Origin of the sequence: Mycolicibacterium holsaticum DSM 44478 = JCM 12374, from assembly GCF_019645835.1 — a bacterium.
GTDB classification, from domain to species: domain Bacteria; phylum Actinomycetota; class Actinomycetes; order Mycobacteriales; family Mycobacteriaceae; genus Mycobacterium; species Mycobacterium holsaticum.
On the sequence record NZ_CP080998.1, the window covers coordinates 5,419,842 to 5,439,439 of the forward strand.

Annotated in this window: 17 protein-coding genes and 1 pseudogene; 4 read left to right on the forward strand and 14 right to left on the reverse strand. The window is 67.6% G+C overall.

What is annotated here, in order from left to right:
• Positions 1-5: 5 nt before the first annotated feature.
• The 10 genes from K3U96_RS25860 to fadD5 all read right to left on the reverse strand — a co-directional run bounded on the left by K3U96_RS25860 (position 6) and on the right by fadD5 (position 12,358).
• The gene (locus tag K3U96_RS25860) at positions 6-647 is read right to left on the reverse strand and encodes an Rv1363c family protein (RefSeq protein WP_220691551.1); all 642 of its coding nucleotides are present in this window, start codon (positions 645-647) and stop codon (positions 6-8) included.
• Positions 617-2,179 carry an MCE family protein gene (locus tag K3U96_RS25865; protein ID WP_069403674.1) on the reverse strand — a complete coding sequence of 521 codons (1,563 nt, stop codon included), beginning with the start codon at positions 2,177-2,179 and terminating at the stop codon, positions 617-619. Before K3U96_RS25865 ends, K3U96_RS25860 begins: the two co-directional genes overlap by 31 nt.
• A 3-nt stretch (positions 2,180-2,182) precedes the next feature.
• Positions 2,183-3,334 carry a virulence factor Mce family protein gene (locus tag K3U96_RS25870; RefSeq protein ID WP_220691552.1) on the reverse strand — a complete coding sequence of 384 codons (1,152 nt, stop codon included), beginning with the start codon at positions 3,332-3,334 and terminating at the stop codon, positions 2,183-2,185.
• Positions 3,335-3,375: 41 nt separating this feature from the next.
• Positions 3,376-5,007 (reverse strand): virulence factor Mce family protein, encoded by a 1,632-nt coding sequence (locus tag K3U96_RS25875; RefSeq protein WP_220691553.1) that lies wholly within the window; start codon positions 5,005-5,007, stop codon positions 3,376-3,378.
• Between the two features lie 11 nt (positions 5,008-5,018).
• The gene (locus tag K3U96_RS25880) at positions 5,019-6,593 is read right to left on the reverse strand and encodes a virulence factor Mce family protein (RefSeq protein ID WP_220691554.1); all 1,575 of its coding nucleotides are present in this window, start codon (positions 6,591-6,593) and stop codon (positions 5,019-5,021) included.
• A complete protein-coding gene (locus tag K3U96_RS25885; RefSeq protein ID WP_069403670.1) occupies positions 6,590-7,621 on the reverse strand; it encodes a virulence factor Mce family protein in 1,032 nt (343 codons plus the stop codon). The genes K3U96_RS25880 and K3U96_RS25885 overlap by 4 nt, the downstream gene beginning before the upstream one ends.
• A complete protein-coding gene (locus K3U96_RS25890) occupies positions 7,618-8,829 on the reverse strand; it encodes an MCE family protein (RefSeq protein WP_069403669.1) in 1,212 nt (403 codons plus the stop codon). The genes K3U96_RS25885 and K3U96_RS25890 overlap by 4 nt, the downstream gene beginning before the upstream one ends.
• Positions 8,830-8,833: 4 nt before the next feature.
• Positions 8,834-9,703 carry an MlaE family ABC transporter permease gene (locus K3U96_RS25895; protein WP_069403668.1) on the reverse strand — a complete coding sequence of 290 codons (870 nt, stop codon included), beginning with the start codon at positions 9,701-9,703 and terminating at the stop codon, positions 8,834-8,836.
• Position 9,704: 1 nt separating this feature from the next.
• Complete coding sequence (locus K3U96_RS25900; RefSeq protein WP_069403667.1) at positions 9,705-10,502, reverse strand: MlaE family ABC transporter permease; 798 nt, start codon at positions 10,500-10,502, stop codon at positions 9,705-9,707.
• Positions 10,503-10,714: 212 nt separating this feature from the next.
• Positions 10,715-12,358, reverse strand: coding sequence for a fatty-acid--CoA ligase FadD5 (fadD5, locus tag K3U96_RS25905; RefSeq protein WP_220691555.1), 1,644 nt, complete (start codon positions 12,356-12,358; stop codon positions 10,715-10,717).
• A 140-nt stretch (positions 12,359-12,498) separates the two neighbouring features.
• Between fadD5 and K3U96_RS25910 the strand changes: the two genes are divergently transcribed.
• Entirely contained in the window at positions 12,499-13,191 is a 693-nt protein-coding gene (locus K3U96_RS25910) for a GntR family transcriptional regulator (protein WP_220691556.1), read from the forward strand.
• Positions 13,192-13,217: 26 nt separating this feature from the next.
• Here K3U96_RS25910 and K3U96_RS25915 read toward each other — a convergent pair whose 3' ends face one another.
• Both K3U96_RS25915 and K3U96_RS25920 read right to left on the reverse strand, forming a co-directional pair.
• The gene (locus tag K3U96_RS25915) at positions 13,218-13,658 is read right to left on the reverse strand and encodes an SRPBCC family protein (protein ID WP_069403664.1); all 441 of its coding nucleotides are present in this window, start codon (positions 13,656-13,658) and stop codon (positions 13,218-13,220) included.
• 16 nt (positions 13,659-13,674) lie between these two features.
• The gene (locus K3U96_RS25920) at positions 13,675-14,112 is read right to left on the reverse strand and encodes an acyl-CoA thioesterase (protein ID WP_069403663.1); all 438 of its coding nucleotides are present in this window, start codon (positions 14,110-14,112) and stop codon (positions 13,675-13,677) included.
• Positions 14,113-14,147: 35 nt separating this feature from the next.
• On the opposite strand from K3U96_RS25920, the gene K3U96_RS25925 reads away from it, so the two are divergent.
• A complete protein-coding gene (locus K3U96_RS25925; protein ID WP_220691557.1) occupies positions 14,148-15,254 on the forward strand; it encodes an alcohol dehydrogenase catalytic domain-containing protein in 1,107 nt (368 codons plus the stop codon).
• On the opposite strand, the gene K3U96_RS25930 is transcribed toward K3U96_RS25925, so the two are convergent.
• Both K3U96_RS25930 and K3U96_RS25935 read right to left on the reverse strand, forming a co-directional pair.
• Positions 15,251-17,047: an acyl-CoA dehydrogenase gene (locus tag K3U96_RS25930; RefSeq protein WP_220691558.1), complete on the reverse strand. Its 1,797-nt coding sequence runs from the start codon at positions 17,045-17,047 to the stop codon at positions 15,251-15,253. The two genes, K3U96_RS25925 and K3U96_RS25930, sit on opposite strands and share 4 nt — an antisense overlap.
• Before the next feature lies 1 nt (position 17,048).
• Positions 17,049-17,720: a TetR/AcrR family transcriptional regulator gene (locus K3U96_RS25935; protein WP_069403660.1), complete on the reverse strand. Its 672-nt coding sequence runs from the start codon at positions 17,718-17,720 to the stop codon at positions 17,049-17,051.
• 142 nt (positions 17,721-17,862) lie between these two features.
• On the opposite strand from K3U96_RS25935, the pseudogene K3U96_RS27010 reads away from it, so the two are divergent.
• Together K3U96_RS27010 and K3U96_RS25940 are read left to right on the forward strand one after the other, a co-directional pair.
• A pseudogene (locus K3U96_RS27010) lies at positions 17,863-17,970 on the forward strand (CAP domain-containing protein); the annotation flags it as partial.
• A 95-nt stretch (positions 17,971-18,065) separates the two neighbouring features.
• Positions 18,066-19,598, forward strand: a complete 1,533-nt coding sequence (locus K3U96_RS25940; protein ID WP_069403659.1) for a Re/Si-specific NAD(P)(+) transhydrogenase subunit alpha — start codon at positions 18,066-18,068, stop codon at positions 19,596-19,598.

The following is a 19,598-nucleotide window of genomic DNA, read 5'->3' on the forward strand; positions in this document are numbered from 1 at the left end:
TGACGTCACGACGTGACCTGGACGAGCCGGGCGACTTTGTAGGTGCCTTCGTCGGGTGCCATCTGTACGCGCAACCGGTAGCCCTGCTCCTGGTCGGCGGTGTCGGAGTTGGTCACCTTGACCCGCACGGCGACCAGCACGTCGAACGATCCGTCGTCGTTGTGCTTTTCCACCGCCGCGCGCATATCGGACACCTGCACCTGGACGCTGGCGGCCTGGTAGGCGTCGACCAGCACCCCGCTGTACAGCGACGCCTGCACGGCGAAGTCACCCGTCGAGCATTCGATGATCTTGGTCTGCGCGGCCGTCATCGCCGCGGTGTCGGGCGCGTGGGTGGCCGCCACACAATCCTTGGCGGCCTGCAGCGCGGCCGCCTCCGCGCGTGCGGTCGCCTCGTTCTGTCGGTGCACGTTCAGCGCGAGATAGCCGCCGACCCCGCCGGCCGCGGCGAGCAGAAACAGCACCGCGCAGATCCCGGCGGCCCAGCCGCGGCCCAGCCGGGGCGCGCGGCGCTGATCGGGTGCCTGTTCTGTTGGTTGGTCTTCTGGGGATACTGCTAACGACTCGTCGGGCTCGGGACGGGCTTCGTCGGGCGTTTCATCAGCATCGGTGGGGTTCAGCTGGCGGGAGCCAGCATCTCCTTCCATCCGTCGTCTCCTGGGTTACTCGAATTGCTGACGTTGTACCTGACGCCATCGGGTCCGACCACCTGCCCGCTGGTCGGGCTGTACACCGCCGTGGAACCGGGTGGCCCTGGTGCCGGAGTGTAGATGCAGGGGTTGGGCTGCTGTCCACTGCAGCTGACGCTGCCCTGCCCCGGGGGGCTCAGCGGGTCGCTGACCGGCGCCGTCGACAACGCCGGAGGCAGCTCGCTGGCCGGCAGCGGGTTGCGCCCGCTGTTGACCGACGGTGCCGGAACGACGAAGCCGGGGTTGACACCCTGATCGCAGCGCGCACCGGCAGCCGGGCAGGACAGGATCTGGTTCGGATCGCCGTACCACGGGTTGGTGCCCAGCGGAACATAGGGCTCGTCGCTGCGGCACTCCATCGGTGTCGCCGCGCGCTTGCCGGGCACATCGACACACGGATAGTTGCGTGCACCGCGAACGACGTTGCCCTGATAGTCCTTCGGGATCTTGCAGTAGGTGCCCTTGGGCAGCGGCGCCATGCTGGTGTCGGCAGGCGAGCGCCATTCCGATGCGGGCAGAAAACCGGTCAGACACGGCGGCGGCTGGTTGATGGACAACGCCAGCGGCAGCTGACCCAGGTCCTCGAACAACGTGCCCGCCTGGCTGGCGGCTCCACCCTGCGGCAGGATCACCAGCGTCTGCTCCAGCCCCTTGTGGTAGCGCTTGAGCATGTCGATCACCACCGACAAGTTGGCCAGCGTCTGAGGCAGTGACTCCTGCACCCCGCTGAACACCGTGCTCACCTGGTCCAGCGTGGGCGGTGCCTGCTGCAGGCCACTGCGCAGCGCCGCATCCTCCTGGGCGGCCTGCGCCGCGATGACGTCGAGGTTGCGCGACCACCGCTGGATGTTGTCGCCCGACTGAACCTGGCTGTCCAGGATCGGGGCGGCGTTGACGATGATGTCGTTGACCTGGGGCAGGTTCTCCTGGAATCCCTCTGCGAGGTTGGTCGTCGAGTCGACCAACCGCTGCAGCGCCGGACCCAGCCCGCCGACGGCCTTCGACGTCTCGGTGAGCAGGCCGTCGATCTTCTCCTTCGGCAGCACCGCCAGGCCCTTGTTGGCCGCGTCCAACGCCGGTCCGACCTCGCTGGGCACTGTGCTCTCGGTGATCGTCGCGCCCGGCTGCAGGTACTGGCCCGGGTCACCGGTGGACACCAGGTCCAGGTATTGCTCACCGATCGCCGACACGGAGTGCACGTTCGCCGTCGCATCGACGGGGATCTTGTAGCGGCTGTCGATGCTCATGGTGGCCCGCGCACCGGTCTCGGTCGGCTCCACCTCGGTCACCTTGCCGATCTGGGTGCCGCGGTAGGTGACGTTCGCGGTGGCATACAGGCCGCCCGACCGGGGCAACTCGGCGTGCAGCTTGTACTGGCCGATGCCGACCAGCGACGGGATCCGCAGGTAGTACCAGCCCAGCACCACCAGCGCGATGATCGTCAGGATGGTGAACAACACCAGCTGGATCTTGATGAACCTGGTCAGCACCGCTCACTCACCCCTTTCCACGAGGGGCCCACCCGGTGCGTTGTGCGGGTTCGGGGTGAACCGCACGTCCGGGATCATGGTGGCCGGATCGCGGCCCCACGCCTGCTCGAGTGCGCGCAGCATGCCCGACACGCCGGTACCCGTCAGCACACCGTTGTCCAGCGCGGACAGCGTGAGGTCGACCATCAGCGACACGTTGAGGTAGTCGCCGCGCACCACCTTCGGCACGTTCTCGATCGAGAACGGCGCGGTGAGCATGAGCTTGAGCGCCCCGATCAGGTACGGCGACGCCTTGCCCAGCTCCTTCAGCGGCCGCTGCAGGTTCGCCAGGTTGGTGTGCAGGTTGTCGCTGGCGGGGCCCAACGCGTTGTCAGCCGCCACGCTGATGCGGCCGACCGCCTCCACCGCGTCGGCGAACAGGTCACGCGTCTCGGCGAAATGCTTGATCAGCGGCGGGAACTCGGTCAGCACCCGGTCCAGGGTGTTGTTGCGCTGGGCCACGATCGACAGCAACCGGTCGGTGGAATCGATCGCCCGGGTGATGTCCTGGCGCTGCTGGTTGAGCTCGTCGGTGAAGGTGTCCAACTTGTTCAGGAACTCCCGGATCTGGTCACCCCGGCCGTTCAGCACGTTGAAGATCTCGGTCTGGATGACCTCGAGGTTCTGCACTCCGCCGCCACGCAGGATGGTGGCGATGCTGGCCAGCACCCGTTCGGTGGTGGGGTACGCCGACGAGTTCTGCAGCGGGATCGTGTCACCGTTGCGCAGCGGCTCCGACGACGGATCCGGCGGCAGGTCCAGTTGCACGTGCTGTGAACCCAGGAGGCTGGTCTGGCCGATCTTGGCCAGCGTGTTCTTCGGCAGCTTCACGTTGGGCTGCAGGTCCAACGTCAGCGTGGCGACCCAGTTCTTCAGCTCGATCGCGCGCACCCGGCCCACGTACACGTCGGCGACGCGCACCCGGCTGTTGACGTTGAGCGCCAACGTATCTGGCATCTGTACGTAGACCGTCCAGGAATCCGATCCGGTGCCCGGCCCGCCGGGCAGCGGTACGTTCGCGATGCCTTTCCACGATCCACACGAGCTCACCACGAGCGCGATCGCACCCAGCGCCACCGCACGCCGTGCGATCGTGCTCAGCTTGCGAGCGCCCATGATCGGTCCTCTGTTCCTGACGCGAGCCCTCAGAGCCCTCATCACCCACCTGCCTCTGCTGGTAGCGCGGGTCCCGCCGGTGCCGCGGGCGCCGGTCCGCTGGGCCCCGGCACGGGTCCGGCCAGCGGGGAGCCACCCGGGTCACCCGGGATCACTCCCGGCGCAGGCGCGGGCGGCGGCCCCGGCTGCGGGTACCACGGCGGCGGCAGCGGGGTGTTCTCGGAGTAGGCGTTCGGCGGGCCGGCCTGATGCGGTCCACCGAAGGTGGGCGGCGCGGGCGGAATCACGCAGTCGGGTCCACCCATCAGTTCGGCGAGACATTCCGGGGTCATCATGTTCGCGGTGAACGGTTGCACGTCGATGCCCTGCATGCCCGGCGCGGCAACCCAGCCCTGCTCGTGGTTGCCGTGCGAGAACAACGTGTCGCGCGACCAGATACCGGGCACGGTGGTGTCCTTGTAGCCGGCCGGCGGCTGCAGCCTCGGCTCGGAGTACGCGACCTGCTTGGGCAACGTCAACGCCGACGAGAACTGGTTGAGCCCGAACGGCGGGAAGTTGAACTTGATCGCGTCCAGGATCGGCGCCAGGTACTGCGCGCACAGCTCGGCGGATTCCTGGTAGCCCAGCCTGCTGGCGGCCTGAATCGAGCTGCACACGAACTGCAGTGGGTTGGCGAAGTTGTTGATCACCGGGATGCCCATCACGCCGCCGGTCACCGGCGAGATGATGTTCATCAGGTTCGCGCCCAGCGTCGGGAACACGTGCAGGGCGGTCTCCAACCCGTCCCGCGAGTCGGGCTGCAGGATCGCCGTGGTGGCCGACGACAGGTTGTCGATGTCGTGGGTGAGCACCTCGGCGTTCTGGTCGAGGAACTGGCGGGTGGTCGACAGCAGCTCGTTGAGGTCGCGCAGCGCGTTGGACACTTCGCGGTCGGTGTTGGTGAACGCGTTGGTGAACTTGGCGAGATCGTTGTTCAGCGCGACGAACTGCTGGTCGCTCTGGTGCAGCGCGTTGACGAACAGCGCAAGGCTCTTGACCACGCCGAAGAAGTCGGTGCGGCCTTCGTTGAGCGCGAACAGCGCCTCGGACAACCCGTTGAGCGTGCGGTTGAGCTGCTCACCCTTGCCGGCGAAGCCGTCGGCGGCCGATTCGATGATCTCACCGAACGGGCCCGACGGCTGTTCGGGAGTGGGGCCGAGATCGGTCAGGATCCGGTTGATCGAGTCGCGCAGCTGGTCGTACTCGACCGGCACCTGGGTGCGGTCCAGCGGGATGACGGCGTTGTCGTCCATCACCGGCCCGCCGGTGTAGGGCGGGGCCAACTGGATGGTGCGCGACGCCACCAGGCTCGGGTTCAGGATCGACGCGGTGGCGTTGGCGGGCACCTTGAACTTGTTGTCGTAGTGGAAGGTGACCTTCATCTTGTCGCCCGCCGGTTCGATCTTGTCGATCGAGCCGACCTTGACGCCCATGATCTGCACCTTGTCGCCCGGGTACAGCGCCAGCGTGTCGGTGAAGTACGCGACGACGGTGTTGGTGGTCAGCTTGCGGTACAGGTTGTACCCGACCAGGGCGGCCACCACGGCCAGCACCACCACCAGCGTGCCGATGGTCACCGCGGCCCGTGACACGTGTGGGAGCCGCAGGCTTCGGACGTTGAAGATTGTCGACATCAGTTACCCCCCTATCCCTGTGATCCCGGTGGGAGGAACGGCGGATTGCCCGGTAGCGGCGGCTGCCCGGCCGGCGCCAACTGCTGCCCGGGTCCCGGCGCCGGCGGTGCCGGCAGCGCGGGCGGCAACGGTGCGATGCCCGGCGTGAAGTCCGGTGGCAGCGGGGGTTGCGCGGGATCCTGCTCGACCGGCACGGTGCGCGCCCCCGGCGGTGCGGGCGCCACCGGGTGGTGGGCACCCGGCACGTTGGGCGACACCTGGCCGGGGATGGCCGCGGCGGGCACGCCCGGCGACGGCTGCGGGCCGTGCGCGTTGGGTGGGGAGGTGACCACGTCGACCGGACCGTAGGCCGGGCCGCCGAACGGGCCGGTGGTCAGGTCGTTACACGGCAGCGGGTTACCCGGTCGCGGCAGGCCGTCAGCGGGTGGGGTGTACGAGCAGGGATGACCCTTGAGCACACCCGGTCCGGGATGCTCTGGCGTGCCCTCGAGGACGGCCGGTCCCGGCGGCGGGGCGCCGTTGTCGAAGCCCTGTCCGTTCGGATCCGGGAACCGCCATGCCGGCAGGCCCGCGTCACGCCAGAACTTCTCCGGGTCGATACCGCGCTTCTTGAACGCGGAGTCGATGAACGGCTGCAGGATCTGGCCCGGTAGCAGGTTCACCAGCATCACCTTGAAGTACGGACCGGAGGCCACCGCCTCACCCAGCGACGCGACGAAGCTGGCGACGGTGGTGAGCGTGTCCATCAGGTCGTACTGGCGTTCACGCAGCACGTCGCTGACCACGCGGAGTTGTTCGAGCACCCGGTTGAGGTTCGGATTGTCGTCGATGAAGCCCTTGAGCTGCGCGGAGAACGAGCTGACCCGCTCGAGCAGGGCGCCGACAGCGTAGCTGCGCTCGTTGATCGCGCCGAGCAGCGTCTGCGCGTTGACCAGCAACTGGTTGACCTGCTCGCTTCGGCTGCCCAGCACACCGGCGATCTTGTTGGCGTTGGCCAGTAGCTTCTTGACGTCGTCGTCGCGTTTCCCGATGGTCTCGGAGAACCGTGCCACCCCGTCGAGCGCGGCGCTCAGATGCGGGTAGGTCTGGTCGATGGTCTCCGACAGCACGTTCAACGAGCGTTTGATGGTCTCGGTGTCCCACTCCGAGGCGGCCTTCGTGACGTCGAAGAACGCGTCGTAGATCTGGTACGGCGTGGTGGTCTGGCCCAGCGGCAGCACGCCGTTGGCGCGCAACGCCTCGGTTCCGCGCGGTTCGATCTCGATGTTGCGCCGGCCCAGGATGGTGTCGGTGCGGATGGACGCGCGGCTGTCCGTGCCGATCTGGGTGCCGCCGAGCGTGTAGCCGATCTTGACCTTGTCGCCCTCGATCTCCATGCTCTGCACCAGCCCGACGTCGACGCCGGCGATGCGCACCTTGTCACCCTCGTTGATGCCGCCGGTGTCGGAGAAGTAGGCGTAGTAGTGCGGCGTCGCGAACAGCATCGGCACGCTGGCGAAGCTTTGCCCGACGCCGATGACCAGCACCAGGATGATGATGCCCATCACCCCGTTGCGGACCCGGTTGGACCCCTCCAGAGTTCTCATTGTGGCGTGCACCTACCCGACGGCTGGCTGAAGAGTTTGACGGTCCGCACCGGCCCGCCGGGCTGCAGCCCGTTCATCCGGATTGAGATGTCACAGGCGTAGAAGTTGAAGAAGTCGCCGTAGATGCCGCCCGCCCGGCCGATGATCTTGAACGCGGTGGGCAGCCGGGTCAGCAGGTCGTTGAGTTCGTCGCGCTGGTCGACCAGGGGCTGCTGAACGCCCTCGAGGTGTCCGATGGTGCTCTGCAGCAGCGGGCGGTTGTCGGCGAGCAGATCGGCGACCGTGCCTGCCGCATCGCTGATGCCCGCAACGGATGTGGCGATCGGATCGGCCCGGTTCTTCAGACCGGTGATCAGCTTCTCGAAGTCCTGCACGGTCTCGTCGAACTGCTGCTGATGTTTGACCGTCGTGTCGAGCACCGTGTTGAGGTTGCGGATCACCTCGCCGATGGCCTGGTCACGGTCGGCCAGCGCGGACGTGAGCGACGCGGTCTGGTCGAGGATGTCGTTGATGGTGCCGCCCTGGCCCTGGAACACCGTGATGATCGACTGGGCGATGTTGTTGACCTTGTCCGGGTCCAGCGCGCGGAACACCGGGCGGAACCCGCCGATCAGCGCGTCCAGATCCAGCGCGGGCTCGGTGCGCTCGAGCGGGATGGTGCCGCCGCTGGGCAGCCGCTGGTCGCTGTCGCCGCGCTTGAGTTCCATGAAGCGGTCGCCGATCAGGTTCAGGTAGCGGACCGACGCCGTGGTGCCCTCGAACAGCGGCAGCGAGCGGTCCACGTTGAAGTCGACCTTCACCTGCGAACCGCCGTTGATCAGCTTGACGCTTGAGACCTTGCCGACCTCGACGCCCGATGCGCGGACGAACTGTCCGGCGCGCAAACCGCTGGCGTTGGAGAAGATCGCCGAATATCCGGTGGTGCGGTCGAACCGCATCTGACCGAACACCACGACGATGATCGCGGTGAACAGCAACAGCACCAACGAGAAGATGCCGAGTTTGACGGCGGTACCGGTGATTTTCATGGGTTGATCGTGTTCTCCCCAATCTGGCGTCCCCAGACGTACTCGATCAGGATCGGCTGGCCCAACTCGAAGTGGTTGTACGGCGCGATCGATGCCCCGGTGTCCATCACCAGGTACGGCGCCGGCCAAAGGTCACGGGTGATCGGCTGCCAGCAGCCGGGCCGCCCCTCGGGACCGCCGCTGGCGTTCACGCGCGGTAGGTTGTCGGGGTACACGTACGGGTTGGCGGCGCCCATGAGCTCCGACAGCGTTCTGAGCGAGTAGCCGTTGCCGCCCAGCGATGCGGCCACCTTGGGTTCCACGTCGTGGTAGTTGCGGATCGTGCAGTACAGCGCCGGGCTGTACTCGTCGAGGATCTGCGAGCTCACCAGGAGGTCTTCGGCGCCCCGAACCAGGTACGGGCCGCCGCGCTCGAAGATGTCGCCGCCGGTGTTGCCGAAGCCGATGGCGGCCATCAACGCCTGGTCGATGTTGCCCTGCTGCTCGTTGAGCGTGCGCGCGGTGGTGACCGCGTTCTCCAGGCCGTCGAACAGGTCGGGGGCCGCGTCGGCATAGACCTCGCCGAGGTCGGCGAGCAGCCGGTTGTCCTCGGCGATCTGCGGCATCTTCGGGTTGATGTCGGACAGGATCTCGTTGCCGTGGATGATCGACTGCCCGAACCGGTCACCGAGCCCGTCGAGGGCCTCGGCGGTGGCCGACAGCGTCTGGTTCAGCTTGATCGGGTCCACCTGCTGGGAGATCGACACCACGGTTTCGAACAGCGTGTTGAACTCGGTGGTCACCGACGTCACGTCGATGACGTCCGAGGACGTGATCCGTTCCCTGGTGGGGTTCTCCGGCGTGGAGAAGTTGATGTACTTGTTGCCGAACACGGTGGTGGCGTCGATGCTGGCGTCGACATTGCGGGGGATCAGGTCGAGGTATTTGGGGTCGACGTCGAGGGTGATCTTCGCCCTCGGCTCGTTGCCGACGGTGACCTCGTCGACCGCGGACACCCGGCCGATCTCCACGCCGTTGAAGGTGACCTTGGCACCGGGATCCATCGAGAGACCCGCCCGTGCGGAGATCAGGGTCAGCTGGGTGCGGGGCAGGAAGTCGCCGCGGAACTGGAAGTACACCAAAACCAGCGCGACGATCGTCAGCAGCGACAGCACGATGCCGGCCAGCTTGTACGGCGGGGTACGAGGTGAGTTCAGAGGTGCCGTCATCGCGCTACACCGTCAGGTTGAAGTTCGGGTCGACGCCGTAGAGCGCCAACGAGGCGAATAGGACCACACACACGATTGCGACCAGCGAGGCGCGCATCGACCGGCCGACGGCCTCGCCGACGCCCACCGGACCGCCGCTGGCGAAGTATCCGTAATAGCAGTGGTTGAGCATCACGATGACCGAGATGATCACCGCCTGGATGAACGACCAGAACACGTCGTCGGGCCGCAGGAACGTGCGGAAGTAGTGCTCGTAGGTGCCGATCGACTGACCGTAGAAGAACGTCGTGGTCACCTGCGCGGACAGGAAGCTCATGATGATCGCCATCGCGTACAGCGGGATGATCACGATGAAGCCGGCCATGATCCGCGTCGACACCAGATAGGAGATGGACTTGATGCCCATCACCTCCAGCGCGTCGATCTCCTCGCTGATCCGCATGGCGCCCAGTTCTGCCGTTGCGCCGGCGCCGACCGTGGCGGCCAGCGCCTGACCGGCGACGACGGGCGCGGCGATGCGCACGTTGATCAGCGCGGCGAAGAAGCCGGTGAACGCCTCGACGCCGATGTTGCCCAGGGAGGCGAAGCCCTGGATCGCAACGAGCGACGACCCCGACAGCGTCACGAAGCCGACGATCGCCACCGTGCCGCCGATGACCGCCATCGCGCCGGTGCCCATGCCGATCTCGGCGATCAGGCGAAGGGTCTCGCGTCGGTAGTAGCGCAGCGCATGGCCGATCGAGCCGATCGCGGTGACGATGAACCAGGCGACGTGACCGACGCTGTCCAGGAAGCGGGCCGGTGCGCTGGCCACGTTCTGAGCGCGCGAGAACCCGCGCGGGAACCGGGAACGCAGAACAGTTGTCGTCGACACGTCAGCTCCCCGTTCCGAACCGGACGCCGATCGTGGTGAGAACGACGTTCACCGCGAACAGCGCGATGACACAGAGCACGAGCGTCTCGTTGACCGCGGTGCCGACGCCCTTGGCGCCGCCCGCGACGGTCAGGCCGCGGTAGCAACCCACCAACCCGGCGATCAGGCCGAAGGTGCCGGCCTTGATGATCGAGATGACCACCTCGGGCAGCCCGGTGATCAGCGTCAGCGTCGAGACGTAGGCGCCCGCCGAGACGTTCTGCAGGTACACCCCGAAGATGAAGCCACCGACCAACCCGACGGTGATGACCGCGCCGTTGAGCAAGATCGCCACGAACGTCGAGGCCACCACGCGCGGCACCACGAGGCGGTGGATCGGGTCGATGCCGAGCACCTCCAACGCGTCGATCTCCTCGCGGATGGTGCGGGCGCCGAGGTCGGCGCAGATAGCGGTGGAACCGGCGCCGGCAACGACGAGCACGGTAACCAGCGGCCCCAGCTGGGTGACGGCGCCGATCGCGGCACCGGCTCCCGACACGTCGGCGGCGCCGAACTCCGCGAGCAGGATGTTCAGCGTGAAGATCAGCAGCACGGTCAGCGGTATCGAGACAGCCAGCGTGGGCAAGAACGCCACCCGCATCAGGAACCAGCTCTGCAGGATGAACTCGCGCCACTGGAACGGCGGCTTGAACAGTGCCTTGCCGGTCAGCACGCACATGCGGACAAAACCGCCGACCGCTTCAAGACCTGGCCTGACCTGCTCACGGACGTAACCGGTCATGCCGGTCGTCGCCGTCACCAGTGCACTCCCACGACGAAATCGCGAGTGTCGTGGCGCAACACCTGCGCCTGTCGCACGCGCCCTCCTTGTTCGAGCCTGGCGTCTGTGACCAACGTCTCCTTACTCGTCAGTAGTAAGGCAGACCACCGGACTGTACCCGATCGGATCGTCGACGCGTAACGCATCTGCAGGATTCGCGTCGCAACCGTCGTCAACCGTCTATTCATCTTTCAGTCTTCTTGCGCTCTGACAGAAACCGTTGGCGGAGTGACACTTTCGCCGACGTCAGTAGATTTGCCCGCGGCAAACCTGGTCCGCAGTTCGGTTTTCAGCACCTTGCCTGCGGGGTTTCGCGGCAGCGCGTCGACCACCTCGAGTGCCTTGGGGTGCTTGTAGCGGGCGAGTCGTTCGGACAGGAATCGATCAAGATCGCGCAGGTCAAGATCGGTCGGGGCGTCCGCACCGAGCGCTACCACCGCGAGCGGCACCTCGCCCCACTTCTCGTCCGCGCGGCCGATGACCGCCACCTCGGCGATGGCTGGATGGGCGGCCAACGCGTTCTCCACCTCCGCGCAGTAGATGTTCTCGCCGCCGGAAATGATCATGTCCTTCTTGCGGTCGACGACCCAGACGTAGCCCTCCTCGTCCTGGCGAACCAGGTCACCGGAGTGGAACCAACCGCCCGCGAACGCCTCGGCGGTGGCCTTCGGGTTGTTCCAGTAGCCGGCCATCAGGGTGGGCGCGCGGTAGACGATCTCGCCGACCTCGCCGATCGGAACGTCGTTCATGTCGTCGTCGACGACGCGCGCGGCGACCGTCGGGATGACCTTGCCGACCGAGCCCAGCTTGCGGATCGCGTCGTCACCCAACAGCATGCAGGTCACCGGCGACATCTCGGTCTGGCCGAACGCGGCCAGGATCTGTGTTCCCGGAAACGTTTCAGACATGGTGCGCAGCAACGTATCTGAGGCGGGCGCCGCACCCCACGACAGCACCCGCAGCTGCAGTTGGCGCGGGCGGGCGCTCTGCTCGGCGCACACCGCCTGCCACTGGGCGGGCACCAGGAAGATGCCCGTGACCTTCTCGGCCGCCAGCACGTCGAGCAGCGCGCCGGGGTCGAACGCGCCGAGCGGGTAGAGCACCGTCGGGCGGCCCAGCAGCAGGCCGGGGATCATGTTGCCGATACCGGCGATGTGGAACAGCGGGACGCCGATGAAGCCGACGTCGTTGTTGATGTCGGCGCCGTTGGTGAACAGGAACGTCAGCGCCTGCCCGGCGAGGTTGGTGTGGGTGAGCACCGCGCCCTTCGGCCTGCCGGTGGTCCCGGAGGTGTACATGATCAGCGCCGGCGAGTCGTTGGGGATGTCGACCGTGGCGGGGATGTCGCCGGCTTCGCCGATCAGGTCGTCGTAGCCGATCACGTTCTGGTCCGTCGCGCCGCCGGCGACGATCACGGTGCTCAGCGTCGCCGAAACATCGGGGATGTCGCGCACCGCGGTCGCCACGTTCGCCAGCACGACCTCGGTGATGACCACCTGGGCCTGGCAGTCGCTGACCAGGAACGCGATCTCCGGCGGGGTCATGCGGAAGTTGACCGGGACGGCGATCGCGCCCAGCTTGTTGACCGCGAGGAACGATTCGATGAACTCGGTGCGATTGAGCATGAGGATCAGCACCCGGTCGCCGAACCCCACCCCGCGCCGGCTCAGCGCACCTGCGAGCCGTGCGACGCGCTCGTCGAGTTCACGCCAGGTGGTGGTGTGGCCGAGGAAGCGCAGCGCGACGGCGTCGGGCTGCATCAATGCGTGGCGGGCCAGCTGGTTGGTCCAGTTCTGCCGGCGCGCGAGGTACGGCTGTTCGGTCGGGTCCTGCATCGAAGACGACGTCAACGGCGGTCTACTCCATCTGCGGGTTGCGCAGCGTTGATATTTGATCAAACATTGGTATTGCCCCGGTCACACTATGGCCTCGGCGGCTCAGGGACAAGCCCTGGCCACAGGACCGGAGAACGACAGTGAACGCACCCGCCACCCCGTTCCGCAGGCCACGACGCGGGGTGCGCCGTGAACAGCTCTCCGACGAGGTCGCCGGCCGGCTGCGCGTCGACATCATGACCGGGACGCTGCGGCCGGGCACCTATATCCGCCTCGACGAGACCGCCGCCCAGCTCGGAATCAGCATCACCCCGGTGCGTGAGGCGCTGCGCACCCTGCGCGGTGAGGGCATGGTGCAGCTGGAACCGCACCGCGGACATGTGGTCGTCCCGTTGACCCGCACCGACGTCGAGGACATCTTCTGGCTGCAGGGCACCATCGCCAAGGAGTTGGCCGCCACCGCCGCCGAGCGCATCACCGAGGCCGAGATCGACGAGCTCGAGGAGCTCAACGAGGCGCTGGCCGCGGCGATCGAGCGCGCCGACCCCAGGGAGATCTCCCACGCCGAGTTCGCGTTTCACCGGGCGTTCAACCTGTCCACCGGCCGGATCAAGCTGGCGTGGTTTCTGCTGCACGTGGCGCGGTATCTGCCGGGCCGCATCTATGCCGGCGATCCGAAATGGGGGGCGGCCGCACTGACCGGCCACCGCGAGCTCATCGCCGCGCTGCGCAGGCGCGACGCGGCCACCGTGGTCCGGCTGACCGGCGGCGAGTTCGCCGACGCCGCGCAGCGGCTGATCGCCCGCCTCGACGAGTCCGGGTTGTGGGACTGAACGGCTACTGAACGGCCACTGAACGGCTACGTGGCGGCGAGGTGCTCGGCGCGCGCCTTGAGGTTGTCGGCCAGATAGTCCAGGGTGTCGCCGATCGCCTTCTTGACCATCGGGTTGGGGATCGGCAGCTTGGTCTCGACATCGAGGTCGACGGTCAGCAGCGAGGTCGCCCCGATCGGCACCACCGAGAACTTCTGCTCCTGCTTCTGGAAGTGGTCGCCCTGCTGCAGCACCGTGTAGATCTGATTGTCACCCGGGTAGTACACCGCGGTGATGAAGGTGCCAGCCTGACCCTGCACGACGACGTCCAGGCGCAGCTGGCTGGGCCTGCCGTCGTCGTATCGCGCCAGCACCCAGCAGCCCTTGATCTCGGAGTTCCATTGCGGGTAGGCCTCGAAGTCGGCGACGATCCCCATGATCGCCTCAGCGGGCGCGTCGACCTCCACGGTCTTGCTCACGAGCGGCATTCGTCGAGCATATCGACTACTGGACGCGCGCCGTTTCCAGCAGCGCGCGCAGGTTTTGCGGAATCGGCACCGGCCTGCGGGTGCTGCGGTCGACGTAGACGTGCGCCCAGTGCCCGACCGCGGCGACCGGTCCGTCGGGGCGCCACAGCCCCAACCGGTAGGTGACGCTGCTGTTGCCCAGCCGCGTCACCGTGAGCCCGACCGTCAACGGATCGGGGAACTTCAGCTCCGAGAAGTACCGGCAGCCCGACTCGGCCACCACCCCCAGCCACGGCGCCGTCAGCGGGTCGATCCCGCAGGTCGTGTTGATCCAGCCGTTGATCGCGGTGTCGAACAGCCCGTAGTACACCGCGTTGTTGAGGTGTCCGAACATGTCGTTGTCCATCCACCGCGTCGTCACCGGCCAGTGCACACCGAAATCTGCTGGGCTCGGCGGTGCCTCACCACTGCTCATGGCAGCAGTGTGGCAGCCGCGGCAGGCTGGTGGCCATGAGGATCCGCGGTGCAGTGCTCGAGGAGATCGGTCGGCCCCGGCCCTATGCCGCGTCGCGGCCGCTGGCGGTCGGTGAGTTGGAGTTGGCGCCGCCGGGCGAGGGCGAACTGCTCGTGCGCATCGAGGCGGCCGGGCTGTGCCACTCGGATTTGTCGGTCGTTGACGGCAACCGGGTGCGCCCGGTGCCGATGCTGCTGGGCCATGAGGCCGCCGGCATCGTCGAGGAGGTCGGGCCGGGGGTGTCCGACGTCGACGTGGGCACCCGCGTCGTGATGACGTTTCTGCCGCGCTGCGGGCAGTGCCGGGCCTGCGCCACCGACGGGTTGACGCCGTGTGAACCCGGCAGCCTCGCCAACAACGCGGGCACCCTGATGACCGGTGCCCGACGGCTGAGCCGCGACGGCCAACCGGTGCATCATCACCTCGGCGTGTCGGGGTTCGCCACGCATGCGGTCGTCGACCGCCGTTCGGTGGTGCCGGTAATGGCCGACGTGCCGCCGGTCGTCGCGTCGCTCCTGGGTTGCGCGGTGCTGACCGGCGGCGGCGCGGTCGTCAACGCCGGCCGCCCGCGCGCGGGTGAGACGGTGGCCGTGGTGGGTCTGGGCGGGGTCGGGATGGCCGCGGTGCTCACCGCGCTGGCGCACGACGACGTACGCGTCGTCGGCATCGACCGGCTGCCCGACAAGCTGGCCCGGGCCCGGGCCCTCGGCGTGCACGACGCGTACACACCGCAGGAGGCGCTCGACGAGGGGGTGAAGGCCGCGGTGGTGATCGAGGCCGTCGGGCATGCCGCGGCGGTGGAGACCGCGGTCGGGTTGACGGCGCCGGGCGGGCGCACCGTCACGGTCGGCCTGCCCTCCCCCGCCGCGCGGATGTCGCTGTCGCCGTTGGGTTTCGTCGCCGAGGGCCGCTCGCTGATCGGCAGCTATCTGGGCTCGGCGGTGCCGTCGCGCGAGGTGCCGCGCTTCGTCGGGCTGTGGCGCGAGGGGCGGCTGCCGGTGGAATCGCTGGTCTCCTCGACCATCGCGCTGGCCGACGTCAACACCGGGATGGACGAACTGGCCGACGGCCGTGCCGTGCGGCAGATCGTCTCCTTCGACTAGAACCAGGCGTCGCGCATGTCCAGCGTGGTGCGGTCCAGGCTTTCCAGCAGATCGAGCTGCGGCGCGGTCTTGGGCAGCTCGTAGCGGAAGAAGTAGCGGCCCGCGGCGCGCTTGCCGTCGTAGAAGTCGCCGTCGCGGCCGTGCGCGGCGATCAGCTGCTCCAGCCACATCCACGCCACCACGATGTGCCCGAACGCCTCAAGGTAGATCACGCTGTTGGCCATCGCGGCCTCGATGTCCCCGGAGCCGAACATCGCCGTCGTGACCGCGACGAGCCGCTGCCAGGCGACGTCCAGCGCGCTCGCCTGCTCGGCGAGCTCCCCGCCGAGTTCACCGGCGGTGGCCACCGACCGGCCGAGGACGGTGCCCAACGCCGCGAGCGCGGCGCCCCCGCGGGCAGGGACCTTACGGCCCAACAGGTCCAGGCTCTGAATCCCGTGGGTGCCCTCGTGGATCGGGTTGAGCCGGTTGTCGCGGTAGTGCTGCTCGACGTCGTACTCGCGGGTGTAGCCATAACCGCCGTGCACCTGGATCGCGAGGTTGTTGGCTTCCACGCACCATTGCGAGGGCCAGCTCTTGCCGACCGGGGTCAGCAGGTCGAGCAGCACGGAGTTGGCGTCGCGCTCTTCGTCGGACTCGGCGCTGTGCATCAGGTCCATCAGCTTGGCGCAGTACAGCTGCAGCGCCATCCCGCCTTCGACATATGACTTCTGCGCCAACAGCATTCGTTTGACGTCGGCGTGCTCGACGATGGGGATCTGCGGGGCCGCCGGATCGTTGGCCGTCACCGCACGACCCTGCGGGCGCTCGCGGGCGTACTGCAGCGACTTGAGGTACCCGGTGTAACCCAGCGCCACCGCGCTCATCCCGACGAGCAGCCTGGCCTCGTTCATCATCGTGAACATGTAGACGATGCCGCGGTGTTCTTCGCCGACCAGATAGCCGACCGCGCCGGGCTTTCCGCCGGGGCTGAACTTCCCCTCGCCGAAGTTCAGCAACGCGTTGGTGATGCCGCGCTGGCCCATCTTGTGGTTCAGCCCGGCCAGCGCCACGTCGTTGCGCTCCCCCACCGAGCCGTCGGCACCGAGCAGGAACTTCGGCACGATGAACAGCGAGATGCCCTTGGTGCCGGGCGGACCTCCGGGGACCTTGGCCAGCACCAGGTGGACGATGTTCTCGGTGAACTCATGATCGCCGCCCGAGATCCACATCTTGGATCCGAACAGCCGGTAGGTGCCGTCCTCCTGCGGTTCTGCCCGGGTGATGATGTCGGCCAGCGACGAGCCGGCCTGGGTTTCCGAGAGTGCCATCGTGCCCGAGAACCGCCCGGCCAGCATCGGTTTGAAGAAGTCCTCGATCTGCTCGGCGGTGGCGAACCGGCTCAACAGGTTGGCGTTGGCGATCGTGAGCATCAGGTAGCCGGAGCTGGCGATGTTGGCGGCGGCGAACCAGGCGAAGCCCGCTTCGGCCACCGCGACCGGCAGCTGGGCACCGCCGCGTTCGTTGTCCATCGACATGGCCAGCAGGTCGGCTCCGGCGAACGCGTCCCAGGCCTGTTTGACCTCGTCGATGACGGTGACCTTCTCGCCGTCGAAGCTGGGCTCGTTGGCGTCGCTTTTCTTGTTGTGGTTCGCGAAGTAGCGGGCGGCCACCTGCTCACACAGGTCCAGCGCACCTGCGAAGGTGTCGCGGGAGTGCTCGGCGAACCTGGGGCGGGTGGTCAGCTCCTCGACCCGCAGCCATTCGAACAGCAGGAAATCGAGGTCGCGTCGGGACAGCAGCTGAGATTTCATGTCAGGCCTGGCCAGCGGTCTCGGTATTGGGTACGTCGATGCCCAGCGGGGACTGCGCGCGCACGGCCTCGTCGCGGATCAGGCCGCGTAGCAGCGCGGTGCTGAACTCGACGGCGATCTCGGCGGCGGTGCGACGGCCCTGCGGCCGCAGCCAGCGGTACGCGCCGAGCGTCATCCCGATGTAGCCGAGGGCCAGCACGTGCGAGTCGCATTCGTAGAACTCGCCGCTTGCGATGCCGCGGTCGATCACATCGCGGATGTGCTCGTAGACCTGCGCCTCGGCCTGGCGGATGTAGGCCACCTGCTCTTCGGTGAACCACTCGGTGATGTAGGGCCCCTCCTGGAAGTACACCGCGGCGCGTTCGATGTCGCTGGCGATACCGACCAGCAGCCTGCGGGTGAAGTGGTAGATCGTCTCGCGCGCCGACGCCGCCGGATCGTCATGCACGGCGTCGACGGTGAAGTCCGCGGCGCCCTTGTAGATGTCGTAGAGGATCAGCGACTTGCTGGCGTAGTAGTGGTACACCGTCGCCTTGTTCAACCCGACCGCGTCGGCGACGTCGTCCATCCGGGTGCCGTGGTATCCGCGTGCGGCGAACAGCTTGGTGGCCACGGCCAACAGCTCTTCGCGACGGGACATCCCGTTGGTGCTTTCGGGAGACGAAGCGGACATTGCGACTCACTATATGCAGGCCCGGAACGTGTCCGGGGCATCAATCAACTGGTTGGCTAGTTTATGTGCTGGGGCTATCGCCCACACCGTTGCGGGTCTAGACTTGCGCCAGAACCAGCCGTACTCGAGAGGTGATGACGTGGATCCGAACCCGGACTATGACGCGAGTGACGAGCTGGAGTACGGAGCCAACTGGTTCGCATGGATTCTGCGCGGCGTCTACCCGCCGCCGGCCTACCCCCCGGTGTGAGCCCGCGGTAACGCTCACATCGTTCCGTCCCCTCCTACCGCAGACGGCGGGAGGGCCACGCTGGTCGCCGAAAGACAGATGGCAGACTCTCCCGGATGATCATTGGGATACCGCGCGAATCCCACCAGGGTGAGACGCGCGTCGCCGCCACGCCGCAGACCGTCGGACAGCTGCTCAAGCTGGGTTACTCCGTCGTCGTGGAGTCCGGTGCGGGCGCGGCATCCGCCTTCGCCGATGCCGCCTACGTCGAGGCCGGTGCCAGTGTCGAGGCCCGCGAGGAGGTACTGCGCGCGGACATCGTTCTCGGGGTCAACGCGCCCACCGACGCCGAGATCGCGGCCGTCCGCGACGGCGCGACCCTGGTCAGCCTGATCTCCCCGGCGCTGAACCCCGAACTGCTGGAGAAGCTGTCCGCCCGCCCCATCACGGTGCTGGCGATGGACGCCGTCCCCCGCATTTCCCGGGCGCAATCGCTGGACGTGCTGTCGTCGATGGCCAACATCGCGGGGTACCGCGCGGTCGTCGAGGCCGCGCACCGGTTCGGACGGTTCTTCACCGGACAGGTCACCGCGGCGGGCAAGGTGCCGCCGGCCAAGGTCCTTGTGGTCGGCGCGGGGGTGGCCGGTCTGGCCGCGATCGGCGCGGCAGGCAGCCAAGGCGCGGTCGTCAAGGCCACCGACCCGCGGCCCGAGGTCGCCGATCAGGTGCGCTCGCTGGGCGGGGAGTACCTGTCCGTCGACCCGGCCGCCGCCGAGGTGTCCGCCACCGGCTACGCCAAGGAGATGGGCGAGGACTACAAGGCCCGCGAGGCGGCGTTGTACGCCGAGCAGTGCAAGGACGTCGACATCATCATCACCACGGCGCTGATCCCTGGTAAGCCCGCGCCCCGCATCATCACCGCCGAGATGGTGGCCTCGATGAAGCCGGGCAGCGTGATCGTCGACATGGCCGCGGCCAACGGCGGCAACGTCGAGGGCACCGTCAAAGACGAGGTCGTCGTCACCGACAACAACGTGACGATCATCGGCTACACGGACCTGGCCGGCCGGCTGCCCGCCACCGCCTCCCAGCTGTACGGCACCAACCTGGTCAACCTGCTCAAACTGCTCACTCCGGAGAAGGACGGCCAGCTCAGCCTCGACTGGGACGACGTCGTGCAGCGCTCGGTGACCGTCGTCCGCGACGGCGAGATCACCTGGCCACCGCCACCGGTGCAGGTGTCGGCGGCACCCGCGGCAGCCCCCGCCGCCGCGGCCGAGGCCAAACCCGCCAAGGAGCCGATGTCGAACGGTCGCCGACTCGGCCTGACGTTCGCGGCGGCCGCGGCATTGTTCGCGCTGATCGCCCTGTCACCGGCGGCGCTGCAGGTGCACCTGACGGTCTTCGCGCTGGCGATCGTGATCGGCTACTACGTGATCGGCAACGTGCACCACGCCCTGCACACCCCGCTGATGTCGGTGACCAACGCCATCTCCGGGATCATCATCGTCGGCGCGCTGCTGCAGATCGGCCACGGCGACGTCATCGTCACCGCGGTGTCCTTCGCCGCGATCCTGCTCGCCAGCATCAACATCTTCGGCGGTTTCGCGGTGACCCGCCGCATGCTGTCCATGTTCACGAGGAGCTAA

Bases quoted from the DNA above. Each gene is read 5' to 3' on its own strand.
- K3U96_RS25925 (WP_220691557.1), top strand. From the start codon at position 14,148: ATGAGGATCCGCGGTGCAGTGCTCGAGGAGATCGGTCGGCCCCGGCCC.
- fadD5 (WP_220691555.1), bottom strand. From the start codon at position 12,358: ATGCAGGACCCGACCGAACAGCCGTACCTCGCGCGCCGGCAGAACTGG.
- K3U96_RS25890 (WP_069403669.1), bottom strand. From the start codon at position 8,829: ATGACGGCACCTCTGAACTCACCTCGTACCCCGCCGTACAAGCTGGCC.
- K3U96_RS25940 (WP_069403659.1), top strand. From the start codon at position 18,066: ATGATCATTGGGATACCGCGCGAATCCCACCAGGGTGAGACGCGCGTC.
- K3U96_RS25930 (WP_220691558.1), bottom strand. From the start codon at position 17,047: ATGAAATCTCAGCTGCTGTCCCGACGCGACCTCGATTTCCTGCTGTTC.
- K3U96_RS25885 (WP_069403670.1), bottom strand. From the start codon at position 7,621: ATGAAAATCACCGGTACCGCCGTCAAACTCGGCATCTTCTCGTTGGTG.
- K3U96_RS25920 (WP_069403663.1), bottom strand. From the start codon at position 14,112: ATGAGCAGTGGTGAGGCACCGCCGAGCCCAGCAGATTTCGGTGTGCAC.
- K3U96_RS25875 (WP_220691553.1), bottom strand. From the start codon at position 5,007: ATGTCGACAATCTTCAACGTCCGAAGCCTGCGGCTCCCACACGTGTCA.
- K3U96_RS25935 (WP_069403660.1), bottom strand. From the start codon at position 17,720: ATGTCCGCTTCGTCTCCCGAAAGCACCAACGGGATGTCCCGTCGCGAA.
- K3U96_RS25880 (WP_220691554.1), bottom strand. From the start codon at position 6,593: ATGAGAACTCTGGAGGGGTCCAACCGGGTCCGCAACGGGGTGATGGGC.
- K3U96_RS25915 (WP_069403664.1), bottom strand. From the start codon at position 13,658: ATGCCGCTCGTGAGCAAGACCGTGGAGGTCGACGCGCCCGCTGAGGCG.
- K3U96_RS25860 (WP_220691551.1), bottom strand. From the start codon at position 647: ATGGAAGGAGATGCTGGCTCCCGCCAGCTGAACCCCACCGATGCTGAT.
- K3U96_RS25870 (WP_220691552.1), bottom strand. From the start codon at position 3,334: ATGGGCGCTCGCAAGCTGAGCACGATCGCACGGCGTGCGGTGGCGCTG.